At 57.8% G+C, this 22,276-nt stretch carries 18 protein-coding genes; 12 read left to right on the top strand and 6 right to left on the bottom strand.

All coding sequences use genetic code 11. From position 1 onward, the window contains the following. The first annotated feature begins 55 nt into the window (after positions 1-55). From VCA57_RS01495 to VCA57_RS01480, 4 genes are all read left to right on the top strand, one after another. Positions 56-466 (top strand): hypothetical protein, encoded by a 411-nt coding sequence (locus VCA57_RS01495; protein WP_411183183.1) that lies wholly within the window; start codon positions 56-58, stop codon positions 464-466. 45 nt (positions 467-511) lie between these two features. After that, positions 512-2,869 carry a heavy metal translocating P-type ATPase gene (locus VCA57_RS01490; protein ID WP_411183182.1) on the top strand — a complete coding sequence of 786 codons (2,358 nt, stop codon included), beginning with the start codon at positions 512-514 and terminating at the stop codon, positions 2,867-2,869. Positions 2,870-3,050: 181 nt separating this feature from the next. Next, positions 3,051-3,464: an alternative ribosome rescue aminoacyl-tRNA hydrolase ArfB gene (gene arfB, locus VCA57_RS01485; RefSeq protein WP_411183181.1), complete on the top strand. Its 414-nt coding sequence runs from the start codon at positions 3,051-3,053 to the stop codon at positions 3,462-3,464. Between the two features lie 232 nt (positions 3,465-3,696). Further along, positions 3,697-4,590 (top strand): LysR substrate-binding domain-containing protein, encoded by an 894-nt coding sequence (locus VCA57_RS01480; protein WP_411183180.1) that lies wholly within the window; start codon positions 3,697-3,699, stop codon positions 4,588-4,590. A 114-nt stretch (positions 4,591-4,704) separates the two neighbouring features. On the opposite strand, the gene ggpS is transcribed toward VCA57_RS01480, so the two are convergent. From ggpS to VCA57_RS01450, 6 genes are all read right to left on the bottom strand, one after another. Then, complete coding sequence (gene ggpS / locus VCA57_RS01475) at positions 4,705-6,972, bottom strand: glucosylglycerol-phosphate synthase (RefSeq protein WP_411183179.1); 2,268 nt, start codon at positions 6,970-6,972, stop codon at positions 4,705-4,707. A 98-nt stretch (positions 6,973-7,070) separates the two neighbouring features. Continuing rightward, entirely contained in the window at positions 7,071-8,348 is a 1,278-nt protein-coding gene (locus VCA57_RS01470; RefSeq protein ID WP_411183178.1) for an MFS transporter, read from the bottom strand. Between the two features lie 116 nt (positions 8,349-8,464). Then, complete coding sequence (locus tag VCA57_RS01465; protein ID WP_411183177.1) at positions 8,465-9,820, bottom strand: DUF2254 domain-containing protein; 1,356 nt, start codon at positions 9,818-9,820, stop codon at positions 8,465-8,467. Positions 9,821-9,959: 139 nt separating this feature from the next. Next, on the bottom strand, positions 9,960-10,313 hold the full coding sequence (locus tag VCA57_RS01460) for a 4a-hydroxytetrahydrobiopterin dehydratase (protein WP_411183176.1): 354 nt from the start codon (positions 10,311-10,313) through the stop codon (positions 9,960-9,962). Between the two features lie 187 nt (positions 10,314-10,500). After that, positions 10,501-11,439 (bottom strand): hydroxymethylglutaryl-CoA lyase, encoded by a 939-nt coding sequence (locus tag VCA57_RS01455; RefSeq protein WP_411183175.1) that lies wholly within the window; start codon positions 11,437-11,439, stop codon positions 10,501-10,503. Between the two features lie 197 nt (positions 11,440-11,636). Then, complete coding sequence (locus tag VCA57_RS01450) at positions 11,637-12,839, bottom strand: CaiB/BaiF CoA transferase family protein (RefSeq protein ID WP_411183174.1); 1,203 nt, start codon at positions 12,837-12,839, stop codon at positions 11,637-11,639. Between the two features lie 183 nt (positions 12,840-13,022). Here VCA57_RS01450 and VCA57_RS01445 point away from each other — a divergent pair, with 183 nt between their 5' ends. From VCA57_RS01445 to VCA57_RS01410, 8 genes are all read left to right on the top strand, one after another. After that, on the top strand, positions 13,023-13,928 hold the full coding sequence (locus VCA57_RS01445) for a LysR family transcriptional regulator (protein ID WP_411183173.1): 906 nt from the start codon (positions 13,023-13,025) through the stop codon (positions 13,926-13,928). Between the two features lie 135 nt (positions 13,929-14,063). Beyond that, positions 14,064-15,068, top strand: coding sequence for a TRAP transporter substrate-binding protein (locus VCA57_RS01440; protein WP_411183172.1), 1,005 nt, complete (start codon positions 14,064-14,066; stop codon positions 15,066-15,068). A 332-nt stretch (positions 15,069-15,400) separates the two neighbouring features. Then, entirely contained in the window at positions 15,401-17,356 is a 1,956-nt protein-coding gene (gene acs / locus VCA57_RS01435) for an acetate--CoA ligase (RefSeq protein WP_411183171.1), read from the top strand. Between the two features lie 594 nt (positions 17,357-17,950). After that, a complete protein-coding gene (locus VCA57_RS01430) occupies positions 17,951-18,730 on the top strand; it encodes an ABC transporter substrate-binding protein (protein ID WP_411183170.1) in 780 nt (259 codons plus the stop codon). Between the two features lie 194 nt (positions 18,731-18,924). Further along, entirely contained in the window at positions 18,925-19,614 is a 690-nt protein-coding gene (locus VCA57_RS01425) for an ABC transporter permease (RefSeq protein WP_411183169.1), read from the top strand. 16 nt (positions 19,615-19,630) lie between these two features. After that, complete coding sequence (locus VCA57_RS01420) at positions 19,631-20,329, top strand: ABC transporter permease (RefSeq protein WP_411183168.1); 699 nt, start codon at positions 19,631-19,633, stop codon at positions 20,327-20,329. Positions 20,330-20,339: 10 nt separating this feature from the next. Then, positions 20,340-21,452: a succinylglutamate desuccinylase/aspartoacylase family protein gene (locus VCA57_RS01415; protein WP_411183167.1), complete on the top strand. Its 1,113-nt coding sequence runs from the start codon at positions 20,340-20,342 to the stop codon at positions 21,450-21,452. 18 nt (positions 21,453-21,470) lie between these two features. After that, positions 21,471-22,235, top strand: coding sequence for an ABC transporter ATP-binding protein (locus VCA57_RS01410; RefSeq protein ID WP_411183166.1), 765 nt, complete (start codon positions 21,471-21,473; stop codon positions 22,233-22,235). Positions 22,236-22,276: the final 41 nt, after the last annotated feature.

Raw genomic sequence — 22,276 nt, 5'->3', positions numbered from 1 at the left:
TTCAACGCGCTGTGTTGGCAAAACATAGATTTACCCCAGCTCAATGGAGGCAACCATGAACACTCAACACGTCATCGCCATCCTGGCATTCACGTTCGTTGCCGGCGCACATGCCGCCACGCCAACGACACAGAGCGATCAGTCGACTGATACCCCGGTTGCAGCTGCTAAGCCTCAGTTCGAGGCCGCCACGTTCGAACAGCACACCAAGGCGATGCACGACCTACACGAAAAAATGATGGCCGCCCGTTCGCCTGAAGAGCGTGCCGCGTTAAGGCATGAAGGTATGGCATCCATGCAGAACGGCATGGCGATGATGGGGCAGATGCGCAAGGACATGGGGGCTGGTATGCACATGGGTAATCACATGGGCGGTACTGGCATGCCAATAGATTGCACCGGCGAGGACCGTCGCATGGAGATGATGCAGCTCATGCTTGACCAGCAGGTGCCTGCTAAGCAGTAGGTCGGAGCACCACAACGCATTTGCCGAACGGAGATGGGGCAGCCCATGGATACGAAAGTGAAAACTGGCCACGACGAGCAGAATCCAGCGGTTTCAACACAGATCGCTACCCTTGAGGATCCCGTCTGCGGTATGAAGGTCACCGCTCAGTCGGCGCACAAGGTCGAACATGAGGGCAAACCGTTCTACTTTTGCAGTGCCAAGTGCCAGGAAAAATTCAGCGCTCAACCGGGCAAGTACAGCCAGCAGTCGTCGCCTGCAGCAGAAAAAGCGGAGGAGCCGGCATCACAGGCCGCGACAATTTACACATGCCCAATGCACCCGGAGATCCGTGAGTCGCATCCGGGTAATTGCCCCAAGTGCGGCATGGCCTTGGAGCCGGTTGTTCCCGAACTCGACGATGACGAGAACCCAGAACTGGCCTCGTTTACCCGGCTCTTCTGGTGGACGCTGCCGCTGTCGGTGATTGTCATGGTGCTCGCCATGTTTGGTCATCAGCTTGGCTGGTTTGACATGGCCACGCAGAGTTGGGTCGAGATGATTCTGTCACTGCCGGTGGTGCTATGGGCGGGCTGGCCGTTCTTTGTACGCGGCGTGCAATCCGTGTTGCAGCGCAGCCCGAACATGTGGACGCTGATCAGCCTGGGCACCGGCGCTGCTTTTATTTACAGCGTGGTGGCGACCTTAGCGCCTGGCGTGTTCCCGGCTTCATTTATCTCGATGGGGCGGGTGGCCGTTTACTTCGAAGCCGCCGTGGTGATTATTTCGCTGACGTTGTTCGGCCAGTTACTTGAGCTGAAGGCCCGCTCAAAAACCTCGGCGGCGATCAAGTCGCTGCTTGGCCTGGCCCCGAAAACGGCTCGCCGGGTTAATGCAGACGGCAGTGAGGAAGACATTCCCCTGAACCATGTGCACGAAGGCGATAGCCTGCGCGTGCGACCAGGAGAAAAGGTGCCGGTCGATGGTGTGGTACTTGAAGGCAGCAGCTCGCTTGATGAGTCAATGCTGACGGGCGAACCCTTGCCCGTCAGCAAACACGCTGGCGACAAGCTCATCGGTGCCACGCTCAATACCAGCGGTGCGCTGCTGATGCGCTCCGAACACGTGGGTTCAACCACCGTACTCGCGCAGATTGTGCAGCTGGTGGCACAGGCGCAGCGCTCGAAGGCGCCAATGCAGCGCATGGCGGATAGCGTGGCGGCCTACTTTGTTTATGGCGTAGTCGGTATCGCGCTGCTGACATTCTTCGCCTGGGGCCTCTTCGGCCCGCAGCCGAGCTGGGTCTTTGGCCTGATCACTGCCGTGACGGTCTTGATCATTGCCTGCCCGTGCGCGCTGGGGCTGGCCACGCCGATGTCGATCATGGTCGCCACGGGTCGAGGCGCCACGCATGGCGTGTTGTTTCGCGATGCGGCGGCCATCGAGAACCTGTGCAAGGTTGATACGCTGATCGTCGATAAGACCGGTACGTTAACCGAGGGCAAACCAGCATTTGAGCGCGCGTTGGGCGTTAATGGCTTCAGCGACGACGAGGTGCTACGGCTTGCTGCCAGCCTCGATCAGGGCAGTGAGCATCCCTTGGCTGCCGCTATTGTCAGCGCAGCGCATGAGCGCAAGCTGGAGTTGGAGAAAGCCGAACAATTCGACTCGGCGTCAGGCATCGGCGTAAAGGGTGTTGTGGGCGGTAAGTCGCTGGCCATTGGTAACCCCGCGTTAATGCAGCAGCTGGATATCGATGTGACGTCATTGGCGAGCCAAGCCGAAGAGTTACGCGGGCAGGGCGCCAGCGTTATGCACCTGGCAGTGGACGGCAAATTGGCGGGGCTACTGGCGGTATCTGACCCGATCAAGGCCACCACGGCCGTCGCGCTGGATTCGTTACGGGCCTCTGGACTGCGCATCATCATGGCCACTGGCGATGGCCTGACGACGGCGCAGGCTGTGGGCAAGCGTCTGGGCATAGAGGAGGTGCATGGTGAGGTCAAACCGGCGGACAAGTTGCAGCTGGTCGAGCGCCTGCAAAAAGAGGGGCGAATCGTGGCGATGGTGGGGGACGGCATCAACGATGCCCCGGCGCTGGCCAAGGCCAATGTCGGCATCGCCATGGGCACCGGCACCGACGTGGCGATGAACAGCGCGCAGCTCACCCTGGTCAAGGGCGATCTGCGCGGCATTACAACAGCTCGTGAGTTGTCGGTGGCCACGGTGCGCAACATGAAGCAGAACCTCGGCTTTGCCTTCCTCTACAACATGCTCGGCGTGCCGCTGGCCGCCGGTGTGCTGTTTCCATTCACCGGCTGGCTGTTGTCGCCAATGATCGGCGCATTGGCGATGAGCCTGAGTTCGGTTTCGGTGATCAGCAACGCCTTGCGGCTGCGCTTTACTGCGTTAAAGCAGGACTGACTGTATGCGTAACTGCTAGACATTTTTCACAGTTAGTCACGCTAGCGTCGTCTCTGCGCTGGAGTGGGGCCGCCGTGGACGGAAAGCATGCAGTGAGTTAGCAAGTAGACATGGATGTGAGCGGGCAGTTGGTGTGCGTTCGCGTTATCCTGAGCGGCCTTACTTGTGTTGAAGCCTGTCCATGCTGGTTATTTCTAACAGCGTTCATCTACCTGACGCTGAAGTTGAACTGACTGCTATCCGCGCTCAAGGTGCAGGTGGTCAGAACGTTAATAAGGTGTCCAGCGCGATACACCTGCGCTTCGACATCCAGTCTTCCAGCTTGCCGCCGTTCTATAAAGAGCGCTTGTTGGCGCTGCGCGACAGTCGTATTACCGCCGAAGGTATGGTGATCATCAAGGCCCAGCAGTACCGCACTCAGGAGCAGAACCGCGCCGATGCACTGGAGCGTCTGGCCGAGCTGATTCGCAGCGCCGCTAAAACAGAAAAAGCCCGTCGCCCGACGAAGCCAACGATGGGCTCGAAAAAGCGCCGTCTGGAAGGCAAGACCAAGCGTGGAGCAATCAAGGCGGGCAGGGGCAAAGTGGATTTCTAGTCTTTCGAGTTACATTGCAGGACGCTTCGCCTTCAATGATGTGGCCGTGTATGTATCACGGCATTGGCGTTTTGCACGAAGGTCCGTTTCTGTAGATTGGCCTTTAAGGCAGGTGCCAGCAGGGAAGTGCTCCGCAGAGCAAATCCTGATATGCGTGGTGGGTGCACTTTTTCTGCTTAGTCATGCCGTGAAATAAGATTTAAAGGCTGTGATATTTGAGTAATGTGCACGAATGAAAACGACCCTCGATGAGTTGCTGGCCTTTGTCAGTGTGGTGGACTGCGGCTCAATCAGTGCTGCCGCCGAGCAACTGACGCAGACGGCGTCTGGCGTTAGCCGGGCGCTCAGTCGCCTGGAAGAAAAACTTGATGTCACGCTGTTGCGCCGCACAACTCGCCGGCTGGAATTAACCGAAGAAGGTCAGGCTTTTCTAGCCGAAGCACGCAAAATTCTCGATGCAGTAGAGAACGCTGAAGAACAGATGAAAGTTCGCCGGCAGAAGCCTGCAGGACGTTTGCGGGTGAATGCAGCTGCGCCTTTTATGCTGCATGCGGTGGTGCCATTAGTGGCTGGGTTTCGCGCGCAGTACCCGGAAATTCAGCTGGAACTGCACAGCAGCGATCAGATCATCGATCTGTTGGAGCAACGCACCGATGTCGCGATCCGTATTGGCCCGCTGCGTGATTCCACCCTGCATGCACGTCCGCTGGGCAGCAACAGCCTGCGAGTGCTGGCCAGCCCGGCTTATCTCAAAGCCCATGGCACACCGAAGAGTGTTACGGTGTTAAGTGATCACAGTTTGCTTGGCTTTACTCAGCCGGACAGCCTCAATCAATGGCCGCTGCGCCACGCTTTAGGCGAGACCTTCGGCATTAACCCGAGCCTCAGTGCCTCTAGTGGTGAAACCCTGCGTCAATTGGCTTTGGCCGGGGTAGGAATCGTTTGCCTGGCAGACTTCATGACCGCTGCCGACCGAGCCAGCGGCGAGCTGGTGCAGGTGTTGCCGCGCGACACCATTGAGGTGCGCCAGCCTATCCATGCGGTGTACTACCGCAACACGGCGCTGGCGTCGCGCATCACATGCTTTCTCGATTACCTGAGCTGTCATCTGGGTGATGCAGGCTAACGCGTATTTTCGATTTATGCCGTTCAACTGATGCGCAAAAACGCGTCAAAGCTCTAGCCATAGGCTTCTTGGCCACCCGCGTATGCCTTGCCATACGCGGGTGCCTCGTGCCTTTTAGCCAACCAGACCCAGCGCGCGGTCCAGCTTTTCTTCTGGGTCGCTGACGGCTGCAAGGAATTCATCGCCCCAGCGACGGATATCGTTGTAGCTGACGATATCGAACAGTTCACGCAGTCGGTCCTGAGCCTCGGCTTTGGGCATGTTCAGCGCGACATAACAGGTTTGCACCATGTCCACCGGGTCATGCGGGTTGGTCAGCAGCGCGCCTTTGAGTTCAGCCGCAGCGCCGGCAAACTCGGACAACACCAGCACGCCGCGTCCACCTAGTAAACCTTGAGCGGCGACGAATTCTTTGGCCACCAAGTTAAGGCCGTCGCGCAGTGGAGTAATCCACATCACGTCGGCCATGGCGTACCAGGCGCTGACTTCCTCGAAGGGCAGGCTGCGGAAGAAGAATTGCAACGGCGTCCATCCGATGCGGGCGAAGCGGCCGTTGATACGCCCCACGGCTTGTTCGATCTGCCCTTGCAGCTCGTCGTAGATGGTCATTTCCTTGGCGGCGGGTACACAAACAGTCACTAGCGTGACCTTGCCCAGCAGCTCCGGATTTTCGTCCAGCAGGCGTTCGTAGGCGTTGAGTTTTTCCAGAATGCCCTTGGTGTAGTCGAGGCGCTCAACCGACAGAATCAGTTTCACCCCGCTTAACTCCGCACGCAGGCGCTCCATCATTTCCTGGATTTTCGGCGATTCAAGGGCGCTGCTGACACGCTTAATATCCAGACCTACCGGATGAGCGCCGAGCTTGACCACTCGAGTGCCGGTGTCAACGGCAGTGGTCATGCGTTCCAGTCCCACCGCGCAGCCATAGGTGATAAAGCGTGGCGCGCAGTTTTGCCGGCTTACGGTTTGTAGCGGCATCACGCCGCGTGCGGCATCGACGAAATTCTCCACCTGGCGCGGAATATGGAAGCCGATGTAATCGCATTGCAGCAGGCTGCCGATGATCTGCTTACGCCAAGGCAGTACGTTGAACACATCTGCCGACGGGAAGTAGGTGTGGTGGAAGAAGGCGATACGCAGGTCTGGGCGCAGCTCGCGCAGGTAGCCGGGGACCATCCACAGGTTGTAGTCGTGTAGCCAGACGGTGGCGCCCTCGGCTGCTTCCAGGGCCGTACGTTCGGCAAAGGCACGGTTGACCTTGAGGAACACTTGCCAGTCGTCTTCACGAAACTGCGCACGCTCCCAGAAGGTGTGCAGGGTTGGCCAGAAGGCTTCTTTGGAGAAGCGCTTGTAGAAGATATCGACTTCTTCCTTGCTCAGGGCTACCCGTGCGGCCGTCAGCTTGGGGTAGCGCTCGGCATCTACGGTGGTGTGGCTGTCGAAGGTTTCGCCGCTGGCCTCGTCATGTTCGGCCCAGGCCACCCAAGAGCCTGCGCGGCCGTCACCGAAGAAGCTCAACAAGGTCGGGATAATGCCGTTTGGTGAGGTGGGGCGCCGGCGTTGCAGCTTGCCATCGGCGCCACGGAATTCTTCGTAGGGCAGGCGGTGATAAACCATGACCAGATCAGCTTTGCCCGGCTCGGCAACTTGCTTGCCTTCGGCGGCGATACCCTGTTTGCCGAGAAAGCCAAAATGCACAAAGGCCTCAAGAATGCCGCCGCAACCCGCACGCTCAGCATGAAATACGCGGGAGTATTGGCGGGTGGCCTGCAGCAGGCCGTCTTCAGAGGAACCGACACACACGCCTTTGAATTGGCCGCTGAGCATGCTCAGGTCATTCAAGGTATCGCCGGCAGTCAACACTTGGTCGCTGTCCAGTTCCAGCCACTCGACCAGCGCTTGTAGGCTGCTGCCCTTGTTGACGCCCTTGGGCAGTAAGTCCAGGTAACGTTCGGCTGAGTAAAGCAGGTCGCAGCCAAGGCTTTCGGCTATTTCTAGCAGTTCCGGGTTAGCGGCCTCTTCGGGGCTGCAGAAGTACGAGCAGCGGCGCACTTGCGGTACGTCCTGGCGCTCCAGGGCAAAGCGCTCGATGGCGCTGGCAACTTGGCTGTCGCCCGGCCAGAGGGCGTCTACTGCGCTTTGCAGGGGTTGGATTGGCTGTAGGGTTTCGCCATGCACCAGGCTGGCACCGACATCGGAAATGATGAAGTCGGGTTGTGGCAGGGTTGGGTCGGCCAGCAGCGGCAAGACCGACTCCAGGCTACGTCCGGTGACATAGGCGAGGCGGATTTCCGGGTGTGCGGCGATAGTCTGGTAAAGGCTCAGGCGATCTTTGGGATCGCCGCCGAGAAAGGTTCCATCGAGATCGGTGGCAAGTAACATGCGCTGTCTTCCTGTCCAGTTAAGTGGGTGCAGTGACGCGCCGACAAAAGCCGACGAGCTGTGTGGCGAATGCGCAATGCTGCGTTCGCCTCTTCTTTTTACCCAGGCGTCTGCGGCGCCGGGTTATGCGGTTCCTCGTGAGGGGCTGTGGAGTCGGTTGGTGGTGCATCGGGCATTAGCTCAAGCACCGTATGGCTGGTCCGTAGCATGGGCATAAAGTGCCCAGCGGGTGCGCTGACTAGGTCGCTGACATGGCGCAGGCGGTAGAGCGTGTAAGCCGCCAGCACAGCGAGCACAGCGGCAAAATACAGTGGCAATGCCTGTGGCCCCAGGTGCTCCATGAGTACACCCACGAGTAGCGGACCGCAGACTGAACCAATACCGTTGACCATCAGCAGGCTGCTGGAGCCTGAAAGGATTTCGTCAGTGTGCAATTGGTCGATCAGCTGCGCCACAGCGATCGGGTAGATGGCAAAGGTCAGGCCGCCCCAGATGAATATCAAACCGAGCAGCAATGGGCCGGCCGGCAGCAGGCTCATCAATAGCGACACCAGCACCGCGAGGGTTACCACCCAGAGCAGGACCAGGCGGCGGTCATGTTTGTCTGAGTAAATCCCGATAGGCCATTGCAGCAGAGCACCGCCTAGGATGCTGCTACTCATCAATAAGCCCACCCCGGTAGCGTCAAAGCCATTCAGGTTGGCATACACCGGGGCCATGCCCCAAAACGCGCCGAGGGCCAGGCCGGATAAGCCGGCGGCGGCAAGCGCTAGCGGTGCGATACCAACGATCTTGCGCAGGTTGGTGTGCAGGGATTCCGGCACGCTGGGCTGCACTTGCCGGGTTAGCGTGATGGGCATCAAGGCGGCGCTGATCAGGATGGCCGCCAGAATGAACAACACAAAGTCAGTGGGGGATGCCAGGTTGAGCAGCTGCTGTGCGGCAGCCAGTGCGCCAAGGTTGACCGCCATATACACCGCGAACACTTGCCCGCGTTTGTCGTTCGGCACCTGCGCGTTAAGCCAGCTCTCGATCACCATATACAGGCTGACCAGTGCCAGGCCGTAAAGCACGCGCAAACCCAGCCAGACCCAAGGGTCGACTATGAGCACATGGAGAAGTGCGGTGATGGCGGCCAGTGCGGCACAAAAGGCAAATGCACGGATATGCCCAACGCGGCGGACCAGCGGAATCGCCAGCCAGGTGCCAAGAAGAAAACCGACAAAATACCCGGACATAATCAGGCCGAGCATTGAGGTGGAGTAGCCTTCGGCGACGCCACGCAAGGTCAGTAGGGTGTTGAGCAGGCCATTGCCGAGAAGGAGTAACGCAACTCCTCCCAGCAATGAGCTGATAGGGGCAATTAAAGTCAACATAGAGCACTACCCTAAGGAAAACGTGCGCGGTTGGCAAATCAAGGGCAGTTAATCTAAGTCTTTAGTTTATTTATAAGTTGTTGATTTTATTGGTTTATATTTTATTGATAAGGGTGCTAATTATTTTTTTGGCAAGCCTCTTTGCCGGCTACTGCGAGCAGTGCAATAGAGGGTTTTTCTTCACTTAGCTGGTTGATGCGTTCAATAACTTGATTGATCGCTTCACGATCGCGGCTGTTGTCCAAATGCTGATCCGCCGTTTCTTGCACGCTGTGCGCATGCCTGAGCAGATCCTTTTTCTGTTGCGGGCGTAGCGGAAGGTATAGCAGGTTTTTGAAGGTTTGCAGCAGGCCGAGCAGGACATTGGCATCAGCGCTGCCGTAGTGGCGGATGGGGCCAAACACCAATAACAGCAGTTCATCCAGCGATAGTTCGTAATGGAAGAGGCGGGGTGGCTCATCATCCAGCGGGGCGATATCGAGATCTGGCAAGGCTATGCGTTTGCTCAACAGTACGCTGAGCATATCGATGGCGGTAATCGCCGTGCCGGGGTCGTTGATCCCTGGGCTGAGTGCTTTTACTGCGATTTCGGAGATCTGTGTGCAGCCAAAGAGGTAGTGCGCATGAGCATATTCTTCGATAAAAAAATCGAAGCAGTCGAGCAGGTTGCTGGCAATTTCTGGTTCGACCTCGCGACTCAGTTTAAACAACGGCCGGCCGCTCATTACAAAGAAGCCGCGATGAATCATCACGGTCATGCGTAGGTCGTGTTCGCACAAGAGGGTGTTGATCGCGTTGATGTTTAGCTCTTTGAAATAACCGGTATGCCGGGCGGGCACCTGTTGCCAGCGCTGGTCATCCGGCCAGCTCGGTATATCGTCGATGTCAGCCAGTTTGGCTTCTCTGGCGGCAAGTTTCTCCAGGGTGGTGCGGTAGAGGTTGTTAAGAATGTATTCGACTTGGATTGAGCGGGAAATCGAGTGAATGAAGTGCACGAACAGGCCGAGACAGGCAATCCCCAGGCACAGGGCGATAAGTACGCCGAGACTGGGCACCTGGGTTGAGCTGTTCTGCTCGATGCTGGTTATGAGCAACAGCGAATAGAGAATAGTGCCGAGGTAAAAGCCCAGGGTTTTCTGATGGCCTTTATCGCTGATCAAGCCTGGTATTACCCGTGGCGATAGCGTCGATGCGGCGTTGTTGAGCACCACCATCACCATTGAAAAGCTAAACACCATCAGCGTCATGATGCCGCCAACCAGCGTGCCGAGAATCAGCCTGGCGTTATCAGCATTACGCACTAAACCGACATCAATGTTGCCTTTGAGCGTCATCAGCCACGGCTGATACTCGATGCTCATGGACAGCAGGCACAAGACCAGGAAGCCCAAGGCAATCAGCGTCGGGTAGAGGGCCAGGCTGTGTAATGCGCGCTGATAAAGGCGGAATACGATATTGGAGAAACGGGACACAGGCGTCTCGGCGCGATGAATGTGCTGCGACTATAGCAAGCTCATCGCCACTTGCGGCCAGGCTGGATCGCGCAGGCAAGTTTGGCGCTCTAGGGAGCCATCAGGCGTCGAGGTTTGCCGGTGTTGCGATTGTATGGCCTTACTTGCGGCCCTCGGCGTTGGCGGCGAGTAGATCGGTGCGGGCAGCCATGATGAAGTCATTACGGTGCAGGCCGCGCAGCTTATGGCTCCACCAGGTCACCGTGACTTTGCCCCATTCAGTGAGCAGGGCCGGGTGGTGATCAACTTCTTCGGCGATGGTGCCGACCGCATTGGTAAAGGCCAGGGCGTGGCTGAAATTCTTGAACAGGTAAACCCGCTCCAGTTCCTTGTGCTCGTCACGCTCTTCAATGTTCCAGTGCGGTATTTCGCGGAGCAGTTCGCTTAGTTCACCTTCGCTGACTTTAGTCGCGTCAGCAGTGCAGGCTTGGCATTGCGCTTGGGCAAGGGACATTAGGCTTCTCCAGGGTTAATGGCGAATCATCAGATGGGCGTTGCAGTGTTCAACCCACCTGCAGTGGGATTCATGCTAGTTGTAGAGCCTTAGGCCTAAGCCGCGCCGCGTTCGTTCCCTATAAAAGCAGAAGCCCCGGAGATAACGCTGGGGCTTTGTTAGTCGACTTCTGTCTGTGCCGTGGCGCTTACCCGCGCTCAGCTTCCTGCATCCACTTGGGCTTAGGGTAGCGCCGGTCAGCTTTGCCGGCCTTGAGGACCGCGCCAGGTACGTCATGGCCGAGCAGTTGCGGCAGGCTGGTAGCGGCGCTGATTAGTGCGTCGAGGTCCACGCCGGTGTTCAGGCCCATGCGTTGGAACATGTGCACTAGGTCTTCGGTGCAAATATTGCCACTGGCGCCTGGTGCGTACGGGCAGCCGCCGAGGCCGCCAAGCGAGGCATCAAAGCGTGTGATGCCGGCATTCAGGGCCGCTAGTGCATTGGCCAGGCCCATGCCTCGGGTGTTGTGGAAGTGCGCGGTGAACTGCGCTTCGGGCCAGCGTTGCAGGGCGGTGCTGCTGATGCGTGCGACCTGGGCCGGGTCAGCCATACCGGTGGTGTCGCAGAGGGTGACGCCCTGAACACCAATGTCCAGCAACTGCTGGATCAAGGTATAGACGCGCGCCTCGGCTACTTCGCCCTCAAACGGGCAGCCGAAGGTGGTGGACAGCGAGGCATTAATAAACACGCCGCTGCCACGGCTGACTTCAATGATCTCGCGAAACTGCTGTAAGGATTGCTCAGGCGTCATGCGCAAGTTGGCCAGGCCGTGCGTATCGCTGGCCGACATGACCAAGTTGATCTCATCGACTTGGCACGACAGTGCGCGTTCACAGCCTTTCACGTTGGGTACTAATACGGTGTATTCCACACCCGCCACGCGGGTGATGCCGCGCATCACGTCCTCCGCGTCACGCAGGTTAGGGATCGCCTTGGGCGAGGTGAAGGAGGTCACCTCGATCTTCGCCAGGCCGGTACGCGACAGTTGGTCGATTAGGCTGATCTTGTCTGCGGTGGGCACGAATGACGATTCAATCTGGAAGCCGTCGCGGGTGGCGACTTCTTGGATATAGAGACGTTTGCTCATGAGAGGAGTCCTGTTGTTCTGGCGAGCCGCAGGGCGGTGGACAAGTTCACTAATCGTTCCTCCGCTGTCACGGACTGATCGTTCCTCACGCTCTGCGTGGGAATGCATCCGGGGCGTTCTGCGTCCGTTGGTATCAAAGGCGAACGCGGAGCGTCCTGGGTTTAGCTCCCACGCAGAGCGTGGGAGCTATCTGTATCTCAAATAATCCCGCGCTCGCGCAGGCCTTTGACTTGTTCGTCGCTCAGGCCGAGGCCGGCGAGGATGTCGTCGCTGTGCTCGCCCAGCTCTGGGCCGCCGCTGCCGATGCGCCCTGGGGTGCGGCTCAGTTTTGGCAGTACGCCTGGCACCTTGAGCGGGCCTGTGCTGGTTTGCACCTGCTCAATCATCTGGCGCGCCAGGTAATGTGGGTCCTGAACGATGTCTGCGGCGGTGTAGGGGTAGCCCGCCGGTACGCGCGCGGCCTTGAGTGCCTCGATGACGTCGTCACGGCTGCGTAGAGCTGTCCATTCGGCAATGGCTGCGTCGATCATGTCGGCATGCTCGCTACGCCCGTCGTTCTGCGCCAGGCGTGGGTCGTTGCCCAGGTCATCGCGACCAATCAGGTTCATCAGGCGCTTATAAATGCTGTCGCCATTGCCAGCGATCAGCACGTAAGCGCCGTCATTACAGGGGTAGGAGTTGGATGGCGTTATGCCGGGCAGGGCGCTGCCAGCGGGCTCGCGGATATAACCGAAGGCGTCGTACTCGGGAATCAGGCTCTCCATCATGGCGAACACCGACTCGTACAGTGCTACGTCGATTTCCTGGCCCAGGCCGCTGCGTTGCCGCTCTTGCATGGCTAGCAGCACGCCGATTACGCCATACAGTGAGGAAAGCGAATCGCCGATGCTGATGCCCACTCGCACCGGTGCCTGGCCGGGGTAGCCAGAGAGGTGGCGCAGGCCGCCCATGGCTTCGCCGATTACGCCGAAACCGGGTAGGTCGCGGTAGGGGCCCGTCTGGCCGTAGCCGGAGATGCGCAGCATGATCAGGCGTGGGTTGATTTGCTTCAGGTCGGCATAGCCCAGTCCCCAGGCCTCCAGGGTGCCCGGGCGGAAGTTCTCCACCAGCACATCGGCCTCGGCTACGAGCTGACGGACGATGTTCTGCGCTTCAGGCTCTTTCAGGTTGAGGGTCAGCGAGCGCTTGTTACGCGACTGGACGTGCCACCAGAGCGAGGTGCCGTCCTTGATCTTGCGCCACTTACGCAACGGGTCGCCAACGCCAGGCGGTTCGATTTTGATCACGTCAGCGCCGAACTCACCGAGTAGCTTGCTGGCGAAGGGGCCGGCGATTAGCTGGCCCATTTCGATCACCTTCAGCCCTTGTAGGGCCATGTTGCTTGCGTTTGCTTCCGTCATGACGGCATCGATCCAGAGTATGTGGTTCTTGTGAGGCGAAGAATGGCCCAGTGCTGAAGGATGAACAATTGATCAATCGCCAAGCTAGGCTTCGTGGCTTGCGAAGTGTCATGCTGTGTTTAAGCAGCTAAAGGGCTTTGTGGCTCGACAGCTTCGCCATATACGAAACAGAAGGCGTTTATTATGCGGCGTATCGACTTTATTACCCTCAAACTGTTTGTCGCCATTGCCGATGAGCGCAGCCTGACCCGTGCCGCCGAGCGCGAGCATCTGGCCCTGGCCGCCGTCAGCAAGCGCATCAGTGACCTGGAAAATCAGCTCGGTATTGCCTTGCTCTACCGCCAGCCCAAGGGCGTCGAGTTGACTCCCGCCGGCCACGCACTGTTACACCATGCGCGCAACATGATGGACAACCTGGAGCAGCTCAATGCTGACCTCAGCGAGTTTAGTGAGGGGGTTAAAGGGCATGTACGTATCCACGCCAACACGTCGGCGGTGATCGAGTTTTTGCCTGAGGACCTGGCCAGCTTCTGCCGTGCTCACCCGCAGGTGAAGATCGATCTGGAAGAGCGGGTGAGCAGCGAGACCATCCGCGCCGTCCGCGAAGGGTTGACCGATATCGGCATTTTTGCCGGGCACGTGCCCGCCGAAGACCTGCAGGTGTTTACCTATCGCCACGATCAGTTGGTGCTGGTCACGCCGCGTGAGCACCCACTGGCTGAGCGTGAGGGCATCCACCTGCGTGAGGCGGTTGGCTACGATTTTATCGGCTTGCAACAGGATGCTTCGCTGCATGGCTTGCTACAGCAGTCGGCACAAAGCCAGGGCGTGGCCTTGCGCCTGCGCATTCAGGTGCGCAGCTTCGAGGCCATCTGCCGGATGATTCACACCGGCATGGGGGTTGGCGTGTTGCCTGAATTGGCCGTGCGTACCTATCTACCGGCGCTTGATGTTCGGGTTATTCCATTACGCGATGACTGGGCCAGACGTGAGCTGAAGATCGCTGTTCGCCACCTAGACAGCCTTTCGCTGACCGCGAAGCAGATGCTCGAACACCTCTGCAGCAGCGAGCAAAACAGTCTGATATAGGTATTGCCTTCGTGAATGCCGAAGGCGGAGTTGTCCAAATGTGAATTTAAGTCGCCAGCGCGTGCGGAGTAGAGTTCGTTCAATCGAGGGGCGTCCGCCCCCGACGCTCAGACAAAAAAACAACAGGAGCTCTCCATGAAGTCTTTATCCGTCCGCCGCGGTTTGGCTGGCCTGTTCGCCGGTTGCGCCTTGTTTGGTGCGCTGTCGGTGCACGCTGCTGATCCAATTCTGATCAAGTTCTCCCACATCACTGCCGACAGCACCCCAAAGGGTCAAGGTGCGCTGCTGTTCAAAAAACTGGTAGAAGAGCGCCTGGCTGGCAAGGTCAAGGTTGATGTGTACTCAAACTCCTCGCTGTACGGCGATGGCAAGGAGATGGAGGCGCTGCTGCTCGGCGAAGTGCAGATGCTCGCACCCGCACCATCCAAACTGGAGCAATACACCAAGCAACTGCAGCTGTTCGACATGATGTTCCTCTTCGACGACGCAGCGGCTGCTCAGCGCTTCCAGTCCTCGGACAAGGGCAAAGCGATGCTCAAGTCCATGGAGAGTAAAGGCATCACGGGGCTGGCTTATTGGCTCAATGGCATGCGTCAGTTCACCGCCAACAAACCGTTGCGTGAGCCAGCCGATGCTCGTGGCTTGAAATTCCGCGTACAGCCTTCGGATCTGCAGGCTGCGCAATACAGCGAGCTGCGCGCCGTGCCGCGCAAGATGAGCTTCGCTGAGATCTATCAGGGCCTGCAAACTGGCGTGGTTAACGCCCAGGACAACCCGTGGTCGAATATTTACTCGCAGAAATACTTCGAGGTGCAGAAGTACATGACCGAGTCCAACCATGCCATCGGTAACTACCTGCTGATCACCAACACCAAGTTCTGGAACAGCTTGCCGGCAGACATTCGCGGTGAGTTGGAGGTGATCATCGATGAAGTCACTGTTGAGGTGAACAAGCGTGCCGAAGCGCTTAACGCCGAAGCGCGTCAGGGCATCATTGATTCGGGTAAGAGCGAGATCATCGCCCTGACGCCTGAGCAACGTGCAGCCTGGCGTGAGGCTGTGAGCCCAGCCTGGAAGAAGTTTGAAGCCGAGATCGGTCCTGATCTGATCGAGGCGGCTAAAGCGGCAAACCAGCACTAACGGCGCTGTTGCAAGCTAGCCACTAAGCTCCCTGGCACTGCGAGCCCTCGCAGCCGCAGTAGCCAGTTAAACGCCGCCATTTATGGCGGCGTTTGTCTATTGTGAATGCTGCTGCTCAGCCTTCTGATGATCATCACTTACGTGCCAGCCGTGTCCATGGTACTGCCTAACTGGTTGGCTATGAGCTGAGTGCAGGGCGCGCCGTGCTTGGTCCGCAGGCTATCTGCAAGACCATGGTCGTAGAGCGGTAATACGATGGTCGAATGGCTCTGGGTGGGGGTCTTGGCTACAAAATGGGGCATATAGAACAACAACCCACCGAGGTGTTTCAGATGAGTGCTGCGTCCTTGTATCCCGTGCGCCCAGAGGTGGTAGCTCAGTCGCTGACTGATGAAGCCACCTATAAAGCCATGTACCAGCAGTCGGTGATTAACCCCGACGGTTTCTGGCGTGAGCAGGCTCAGCGTCTGGACTGGATCAAGCCGTTCACCAAGGTTAAGCAAACCTCCTTTGATGATCACCATGTCGATATCAAATGGTTTGCTGACGGTACGTTGAACGTTTCCTACAACTGCCTGGACCGTCACCTGGAAGAGCGTGGCGATCAGGTGGCGATCATCTGGGAAGGTGACGATCCTTCCGAGCACGAGGAAATCACCTACCGCCAATTGCACGAGCAGGTGTGCAAGTTTGCTAACGCGCTGCGTGGCCAAGATGTGCACCGTGGCGATGTGGTAACCATCTACATGCCAATGATTCCGCAGGCTGTCGTGGCGATGCTGGCCTGTACCCGCATCGGCGCGATCCACTCGGTGGTGTTCGGTGGCTTTTCGCCTGAGGCGTTGGCCGGGCGCATCATTGACTGTCAGTCCAAGGTGGTGATCACCGCCGATGAAGGTCTGCGCGGCGGCAAGAAAACAGCCCTGAAAGCCAATGTCGACGATGCGCTGACTAACCCGGAAACGGCCAGCATTCAGAAAGTTATCGTGTGCAAGCGCACGGGCAGCCCGATCAAGTGGAACCAGCACCGCGACATCTGGTACGAAGACCTGATGGCCGTTGCGTCCAGCCATTGCGCGCCGAAGGAAATGGGTGCTGAAGAAGCGCTGTTTATCCTTTACACCTCGGGTTCTACCGGCAAGCCAAAAGGTGTTCAACATACGACTGGCGGCTACCTGCTGTATGCGGCACTGACCCATGAGCGGGTATTTGACTACAAGCCTGGCGATATTTACTGGTGCACGGCCGACGTGGGCTGGGTTACTGGTCACAGCTACATCGTTTATGGCCCGCTGGCCAATGGCGCGACCACGCTGCTGTTCGAGGGCATCCCGAATTATCCGGATATCACCCGCGTGTCGAAAATCGTCGACAAGCACAAGGTCAATATCCTCTACACCGCACCTACTGCTATCCGCGCGATGATGGCTCAGGGCGATGCGGCTGTTGCCGGTGCCGATGGTTCCAGCCTGCGCCTGCTGGGTTCGGTGGGTGAGCCAATCAACCCAGAAGCCTGGAACTGGTACTACAAGACCGTCGGCCAAGAGCGTTGCCCGATTGTCGATACTTGGTGGCAGACAGAAACCGGCGGCATTCTGATCAGCCCACTGCCAGGCGCTACCGCGCTCAAACCAGGTTCGGCAACGCGTCCGTTCTTTGGCGTGCAGCCAGCACTGGTGGACAACCTTGGCAACCTGATCGAAGGCGCTGCTGAAGGTAACCTGGTCATCATCGACTCCTGGCCGGGCCAAGCGCGTACGTTGTATGGCGACCACGACCGTTTCGTTGATACCTACTTCAAGACCTTTAAAGGCATGTACTTCACCGGCGACGGTGCGCGCCGCGACGAAGACGGCTACTACTGGATTACCGGACGCGTTGACGATGTGCTAAACGTTTCCGGCCACCGCATGGGCACCGCCGAGATCGAAAGCGCCATGGTTGCTCACCCGAAAGTCGCTGAGGCTGCCGTGGTTGGCGTGCCGCACGACATCAAAGGGCAAGGCATTTATGTCTACGTCACTCTGAATGGTGGGCAGGAGCCGTCCGAGCAATTACGCCAAGAGTTGAAAAACTGGGTGCGTAAGGAAATCGGTCCGATTGCCTCGCCAGATGTCATTCAGTGGGCTCCAGGCTTGCCGAAAACCCGTTCGGGCAAGATCATGCGCCGTATCCTGCGCAAGATCGCCACCGCCGAATACGATTCACTCGGCGACATCTCCACGCTGGCCGATCCTGGCGTGGTGCAGCACCTTATCGACACCCACCGCGAAATGCAGGTTGCCTAACTTCGGTTGAACCACCTGTAAGCAACGCCCTGTTTCGGCCATAAGCCGGGCAGGGCGTTGTGCATTGTGTTGGGGCTTATGGCGTTCCAATAAGCTCCGCTACCGTGTCTTTTGCGTAAATCTCGATTTTCATCTGGGTAACTGGCTGTTACCTGGCGGCCACAGTGGGTGCTTTTATGAGGCGTGCGGGAACGCTGTGCGTCAGGTTGGTGCGACTTCGTGCTTGTTTTAGAAAATGATTTTCGCCATCAAGCCCCGTAAATAAAGGGTCGATTAAAATCGGGCGCGCTTATTGCTTTATCCTGAGGTTGACTGTCTTTTCTTTCCTGCACTTTTTTATCGTGCTGTCAATATCCTCGTTGTGCCCGTTCGGGCCTTTTGTAATTACTTGTCGCATTGAAGAAATATCGACTTTCGAGCTATCGCTAGAATGCCGCTCACCCGGCTGGGCCTGTCTGGGCTTTGCGCAATGCGCAGCCTGACGGTGACTCACTACAATTCATGCAAGGCTGGATGCGCGCAACATTCGCTGCCACTGCTTGTGCCGCTGCTTTATACCAGCGCAAGGCCACACTCATTTCTAGGAGTCACACAATGAAGAAGATTGCACTTCTTGGCGCATTGGCGCTGTCCATGCTGTCGCCGCTGGTCATGGCTGAAGAGGCCAAGCCCCTGCGTATTGGTATTGAGGCGGCTTACCCGCCATTTGCCTTTAAAACCCCTGAAGGTGCCATCAGTGGCTTCGACTACGATATCGGCGTCGCCCTGTGTGAAGAGATGAAGGTGCAGTGCAAATGGGTCGAGCAGGAGTTTGACGGCCTGATTCCTGCGCTGAAAGTACGCAAGTTCGACGCTGTCCTGTCGTCGATGAGCATTACCGATGACCGCAAGAAGTCCGTGGACTTCACCGGTAAGTACTACGCCACCCCGGCCAAGCTGGCGATGAAAGCGGGCAGCGCGATTAAAGATCCGGCGGTGGATTTGAAGGGCAAGAAGATTGGCGTGCAACGCTCCTCGGTTTATGACCGCTACGCCACCGATGTGTTTGCGCCGGCAGGTGCCGAGATCGTGCGTTACAGCTCGCAGAATGAAGTCTTTCTCGACCTGTCTTCTGGGCGTCTGGATGCCACCTTGGCGGACTCGGTCAATATCGACGACGGTTTCCTGAAAACTGATGCAGGCAAAGGCTTCGCGTTTGTTGGGCCGGACTTCACTGACGTTAAATACTTTGGTGAAGGCCAAGGCATCGCAGTACGTAAGGGCGACAAAGCCCTGGCTGACAAAATCAGCGCCGCCATTCTGGCTATCCGTGCCAACGGCAAGTACAAGGAAGTGCAAGACAAGTACTTCGATTTCAATGTCTACGGCGACTGATTGAGTTAACCCAGTCGTCTTCACTGAAAGTGGTGTAAGCCCGCTCTAGATCAGCGGTTTACACCACTTTTTGTAATCACCATCCGTGGTGATTACCCTTCTGGCCGTCGCGGAGCGACGTCAAAAATTGCTCCCGGTAATTTTCTCGTTGTACTCCCAGGCGCCGCCCGGCGTTTGCATGAGGTAAGCAGAGCATGCTCAACGGCTACGGCTCGACCATTCTGGAGGGTGCCTGGCTCACCCTGATTCTGGCCCTGACGTCGATGGCGTTGGCCATCGTGCTGGGGTTGTTGGGGGCAGCGTTTCGTCTGTCGCCGATCAAGTGGTTGGCGCTGCTGGGCGAAACCTACGCCACGGTAATTCGCGGGATTCCTGATCTGGTGCTGATCCTGCTGATCTTCTACGGCGGCCAGGACATGGTGAACCGTCTTGCGCCCATGCTCGGCTACGACGACTACATCGATATCAATCCATTCATTGCCGGCGTGTTCACCATGGGCTTTATCTTTGGTGCCTACTTGTCGGAGACCTTTCGCGGGGCCTTTATGGCCATCCCCAAAGGTCAGGCCGAGGCTGGTGCCGCCTATGGCATGAGTGGTATGCAGGTGTTCTTTCGCATTCTTGTGCCGCAGATGATTCGCTTCGCCATTCCCGGCTTTACCAACAACTGGTTGGTATTGACCAAGGCCACCGCGCTGATTTCCGTGGTGGGTCTGCAAGACATGATGTTCAAGGCGAAAAGTGCCGCCGATGCCACCCGCGAGCCGTTTACTTTCTACCTGGCTGTTGCGGCCTTGTATCTGGTGCTGACCAGTGTGTCGCTGCTGGCTTTGCGCTACCTGGAAAAACGTTACTCGGTCGGCACTAAAGCCGCTGATCTGTGAGCGGGGGAGCGCAGCGATGATTTTTGATTTCAACGTAATTTGGGACAGCCTGCCGCTGTACTTTGGTGGCGTGCTGGTCACCTTGAAGATTCTGCTGATTTCCCTGGTCTGCGGCCTGGCCGTGGCCATCCCCCTGGGGCTGATGCGGGTGTCCAAGTCGAAGCTGGTTAACTTCCCAGCCTGGCTGTACACCTATGTGATTCGCGGTACACCGATGTTGGTCCAGCTGTTTTTGATCTATTACGGTTTGGCGCAGTTCGAGGTCGTGCGTGAGAGTGTTCTCTGGCCATATTTTTCCAGTGCCACTTTCTGTGCCTGTTTGGCATTTGCGATTAACACCAGCGCCTACAGTGCCGAGATTCTCGCCGGCAGCCTGAAAGCTACACCGCATGGCGAGATTGAAGCAGCCAAGGCCATGGGTATGTCGCGTTTCAAGCTGTATAGCCGAATTTTGCTGCCTTCGGCCCTGCGCCGGGCGCTGCCGCAGTACAGCAATGAAGTGATCATGATGCTGCACACCACCAGCCTGGCGTCGATCGTTACGCTCATCGACATTACCGGCGCGGCGCGTACCGTCAGCTCGCAGTATTACCTGCCGTTTGAGGCCTTTATCACTGCCGGCCTGTTCTACCTGTGCCTGACCTTTATCCTTGTACGCTTGTTCAAACTGGCCGAGCGTCGTTGGCTGGCTTATCTAGCGCCGCGTAAGGCTTGAGGGCGACAGCATGCAGCGTATCGATCATCCATTGCCTTGGGGCTGCCCCGGAACAGAACGACGCTTGAGCGTGTTCCGTTTTGGCAGCGGTCCGTGCAAGGCCTATATCCAGGCCTCTTTGCACGCCGATGAGCTGCCCGGAATGCGCGTAGCGGTGGAACTCAAGCGCCGCTTGCATGAGCTGGAGGCCCAGGGACGCCTGACCGGCGTGATCGAGCTGGTGCCAATGGCTAATCCGATTGGTCTGGGGCAGGTGTTCCAGGCGTCCCATCACGGCCGTTTCGAACTGGCCAGCGGGAAGAACTTCAACCGTGATTTCTTTGACCTGGCAGCAGCTATCGCGCCAGCACTAGGCGGTTGTTTGGGGAGTGACGGGCCCAGTAATGTGCGGCTAATTCGCGCTGCCATGCAGGCCGCGATGGACGCTTTAGCACCTGCCAGTTCTGAGCTTCAAGGCATGCAGCGCTTGCTGCTCAAGCATGCCTGCGATGCTGATGTGGTGCTCGACCTGCATTGTGATTTTGATGCGGCGGTGCACCTGTATTTGTTGCCCCAACAATGGCCGCAACTACGTTCACTGGCTGCGCGGTTACACGCCGGCGCAGCGCTCACTCTTGAAGACAGCGGTGCTAACTCGTTCGATGAGGCCTGCGCCTTGCCGTGGGTGCAGCTGGCACGACAGTTTCCCCAAGCCGTTGTGCCGCTGGCCTGCCTGGCAGTTACGGTTGAGTTGGGCGGCATGGCTGATACCGGCAAAGCAGAAGCTGAAGCCAGTGCCGAAAGCATTCTGGGGTTTCTCGCCGAACAAGGTCTGATTGCCGGTGACTGGCCGGCAGCGCCGGCCGCAAGCTGCGCCGCTACGCCCTTTGCCGGGGCCGAGTACGTTTACCCACCGCATGCCGGTGTTGTGAGTTTTTTGCAGCCGGTTGGCGCTTTGGTTAGCGCTGGCGACCCGCTATTTGAAGTGATTGATCCGTTGAGCGATCGCCACACAACGGTCTGTGCCACTACCGATGGTGTGCTCTATGCCCGTGAGCGGTTGCGCTTTGCCCAGCCCGGTTTGTGGCTGGCCAAAGTGGCCGGTCATACCCCTATTCGCCAGGGTCGCTTGCTCAGCGACTGATTCAAGAGAGTGGAAACCATGTACAAACTTGAAGTTCAGGATCTGCATAAGCGCTATGGCAGCCACGAAGTATTGAAGGGCGTATCGCTAGCGGCCAAGGCGGGCGACGTGATCAGCATCATTGGCTCCAGCGGCTCTGGTAAAAGCACCTTCCTGCGCTGCATCAATCTGCTGGAGCAGCCGAACAGTGGCAAGATTCTGCTCAATAACGAAGAGCTGAAGCTGGTGGCCAACAAAGATGGCGGCCTCAAGGCAGCCGATCCTAAGCAACTGCAACGCATGCGTTCGCGCCTGTCCATGGTGTTTCAGCACTTCAACCTGTGGTCGCACATGAGCGCCCTGGAAAACGTCATCGAAGCACCGGTGCATGTGCTCGGCATGAGCAAGAAAGAAGCCCTGGAAAAAGCCGAGCACTACCTGAATAAAGTTGGCGTAGCGCACCGCAAAGATGCCTACCCCGCGCACATGAGTGGTGGTGAGCAGCAACGTGTAGCGATTGCCCGTGCCCTGGCGATGGAGCCGGAAGTCATGTTGTTTGACGAACCAACTTCGGCCCTCGATCCGGAACTGGTTGGCGAAGTGCTCAAGGTTATGCAGGACTTGGCCCAGGAAGGTCGTACCATGGTGGTTGTAACTCACGAGATGGGCTTTGCCCGTGAAGTATCAAACCAACTGGTATTTCTCCATAAAGGCCTGGTGGAAGAGCGCGGTTGCCCTCGCGAAGTGCTGGCTAATCCGCAATCCGAGCGCTTACAGCAGTTCCTCTCTGGCAGTCTTAAATAACCAGCGGCACCCTCTACAACGATTCAGCTATGCCACTAATT

The organism is Pseudomonas sp. (genome assembly GCF_046581935.1).
Classification (GTDB): domain Bacteria; phylum Pseudomonadota; class Gammaproteobacteria; order Pseudomonadales; family Pseudomonadaceae; genus Aquipseudomonas.
This window is presented reverse-complemented; position numbering and strand designations above follow the sequence as displayed.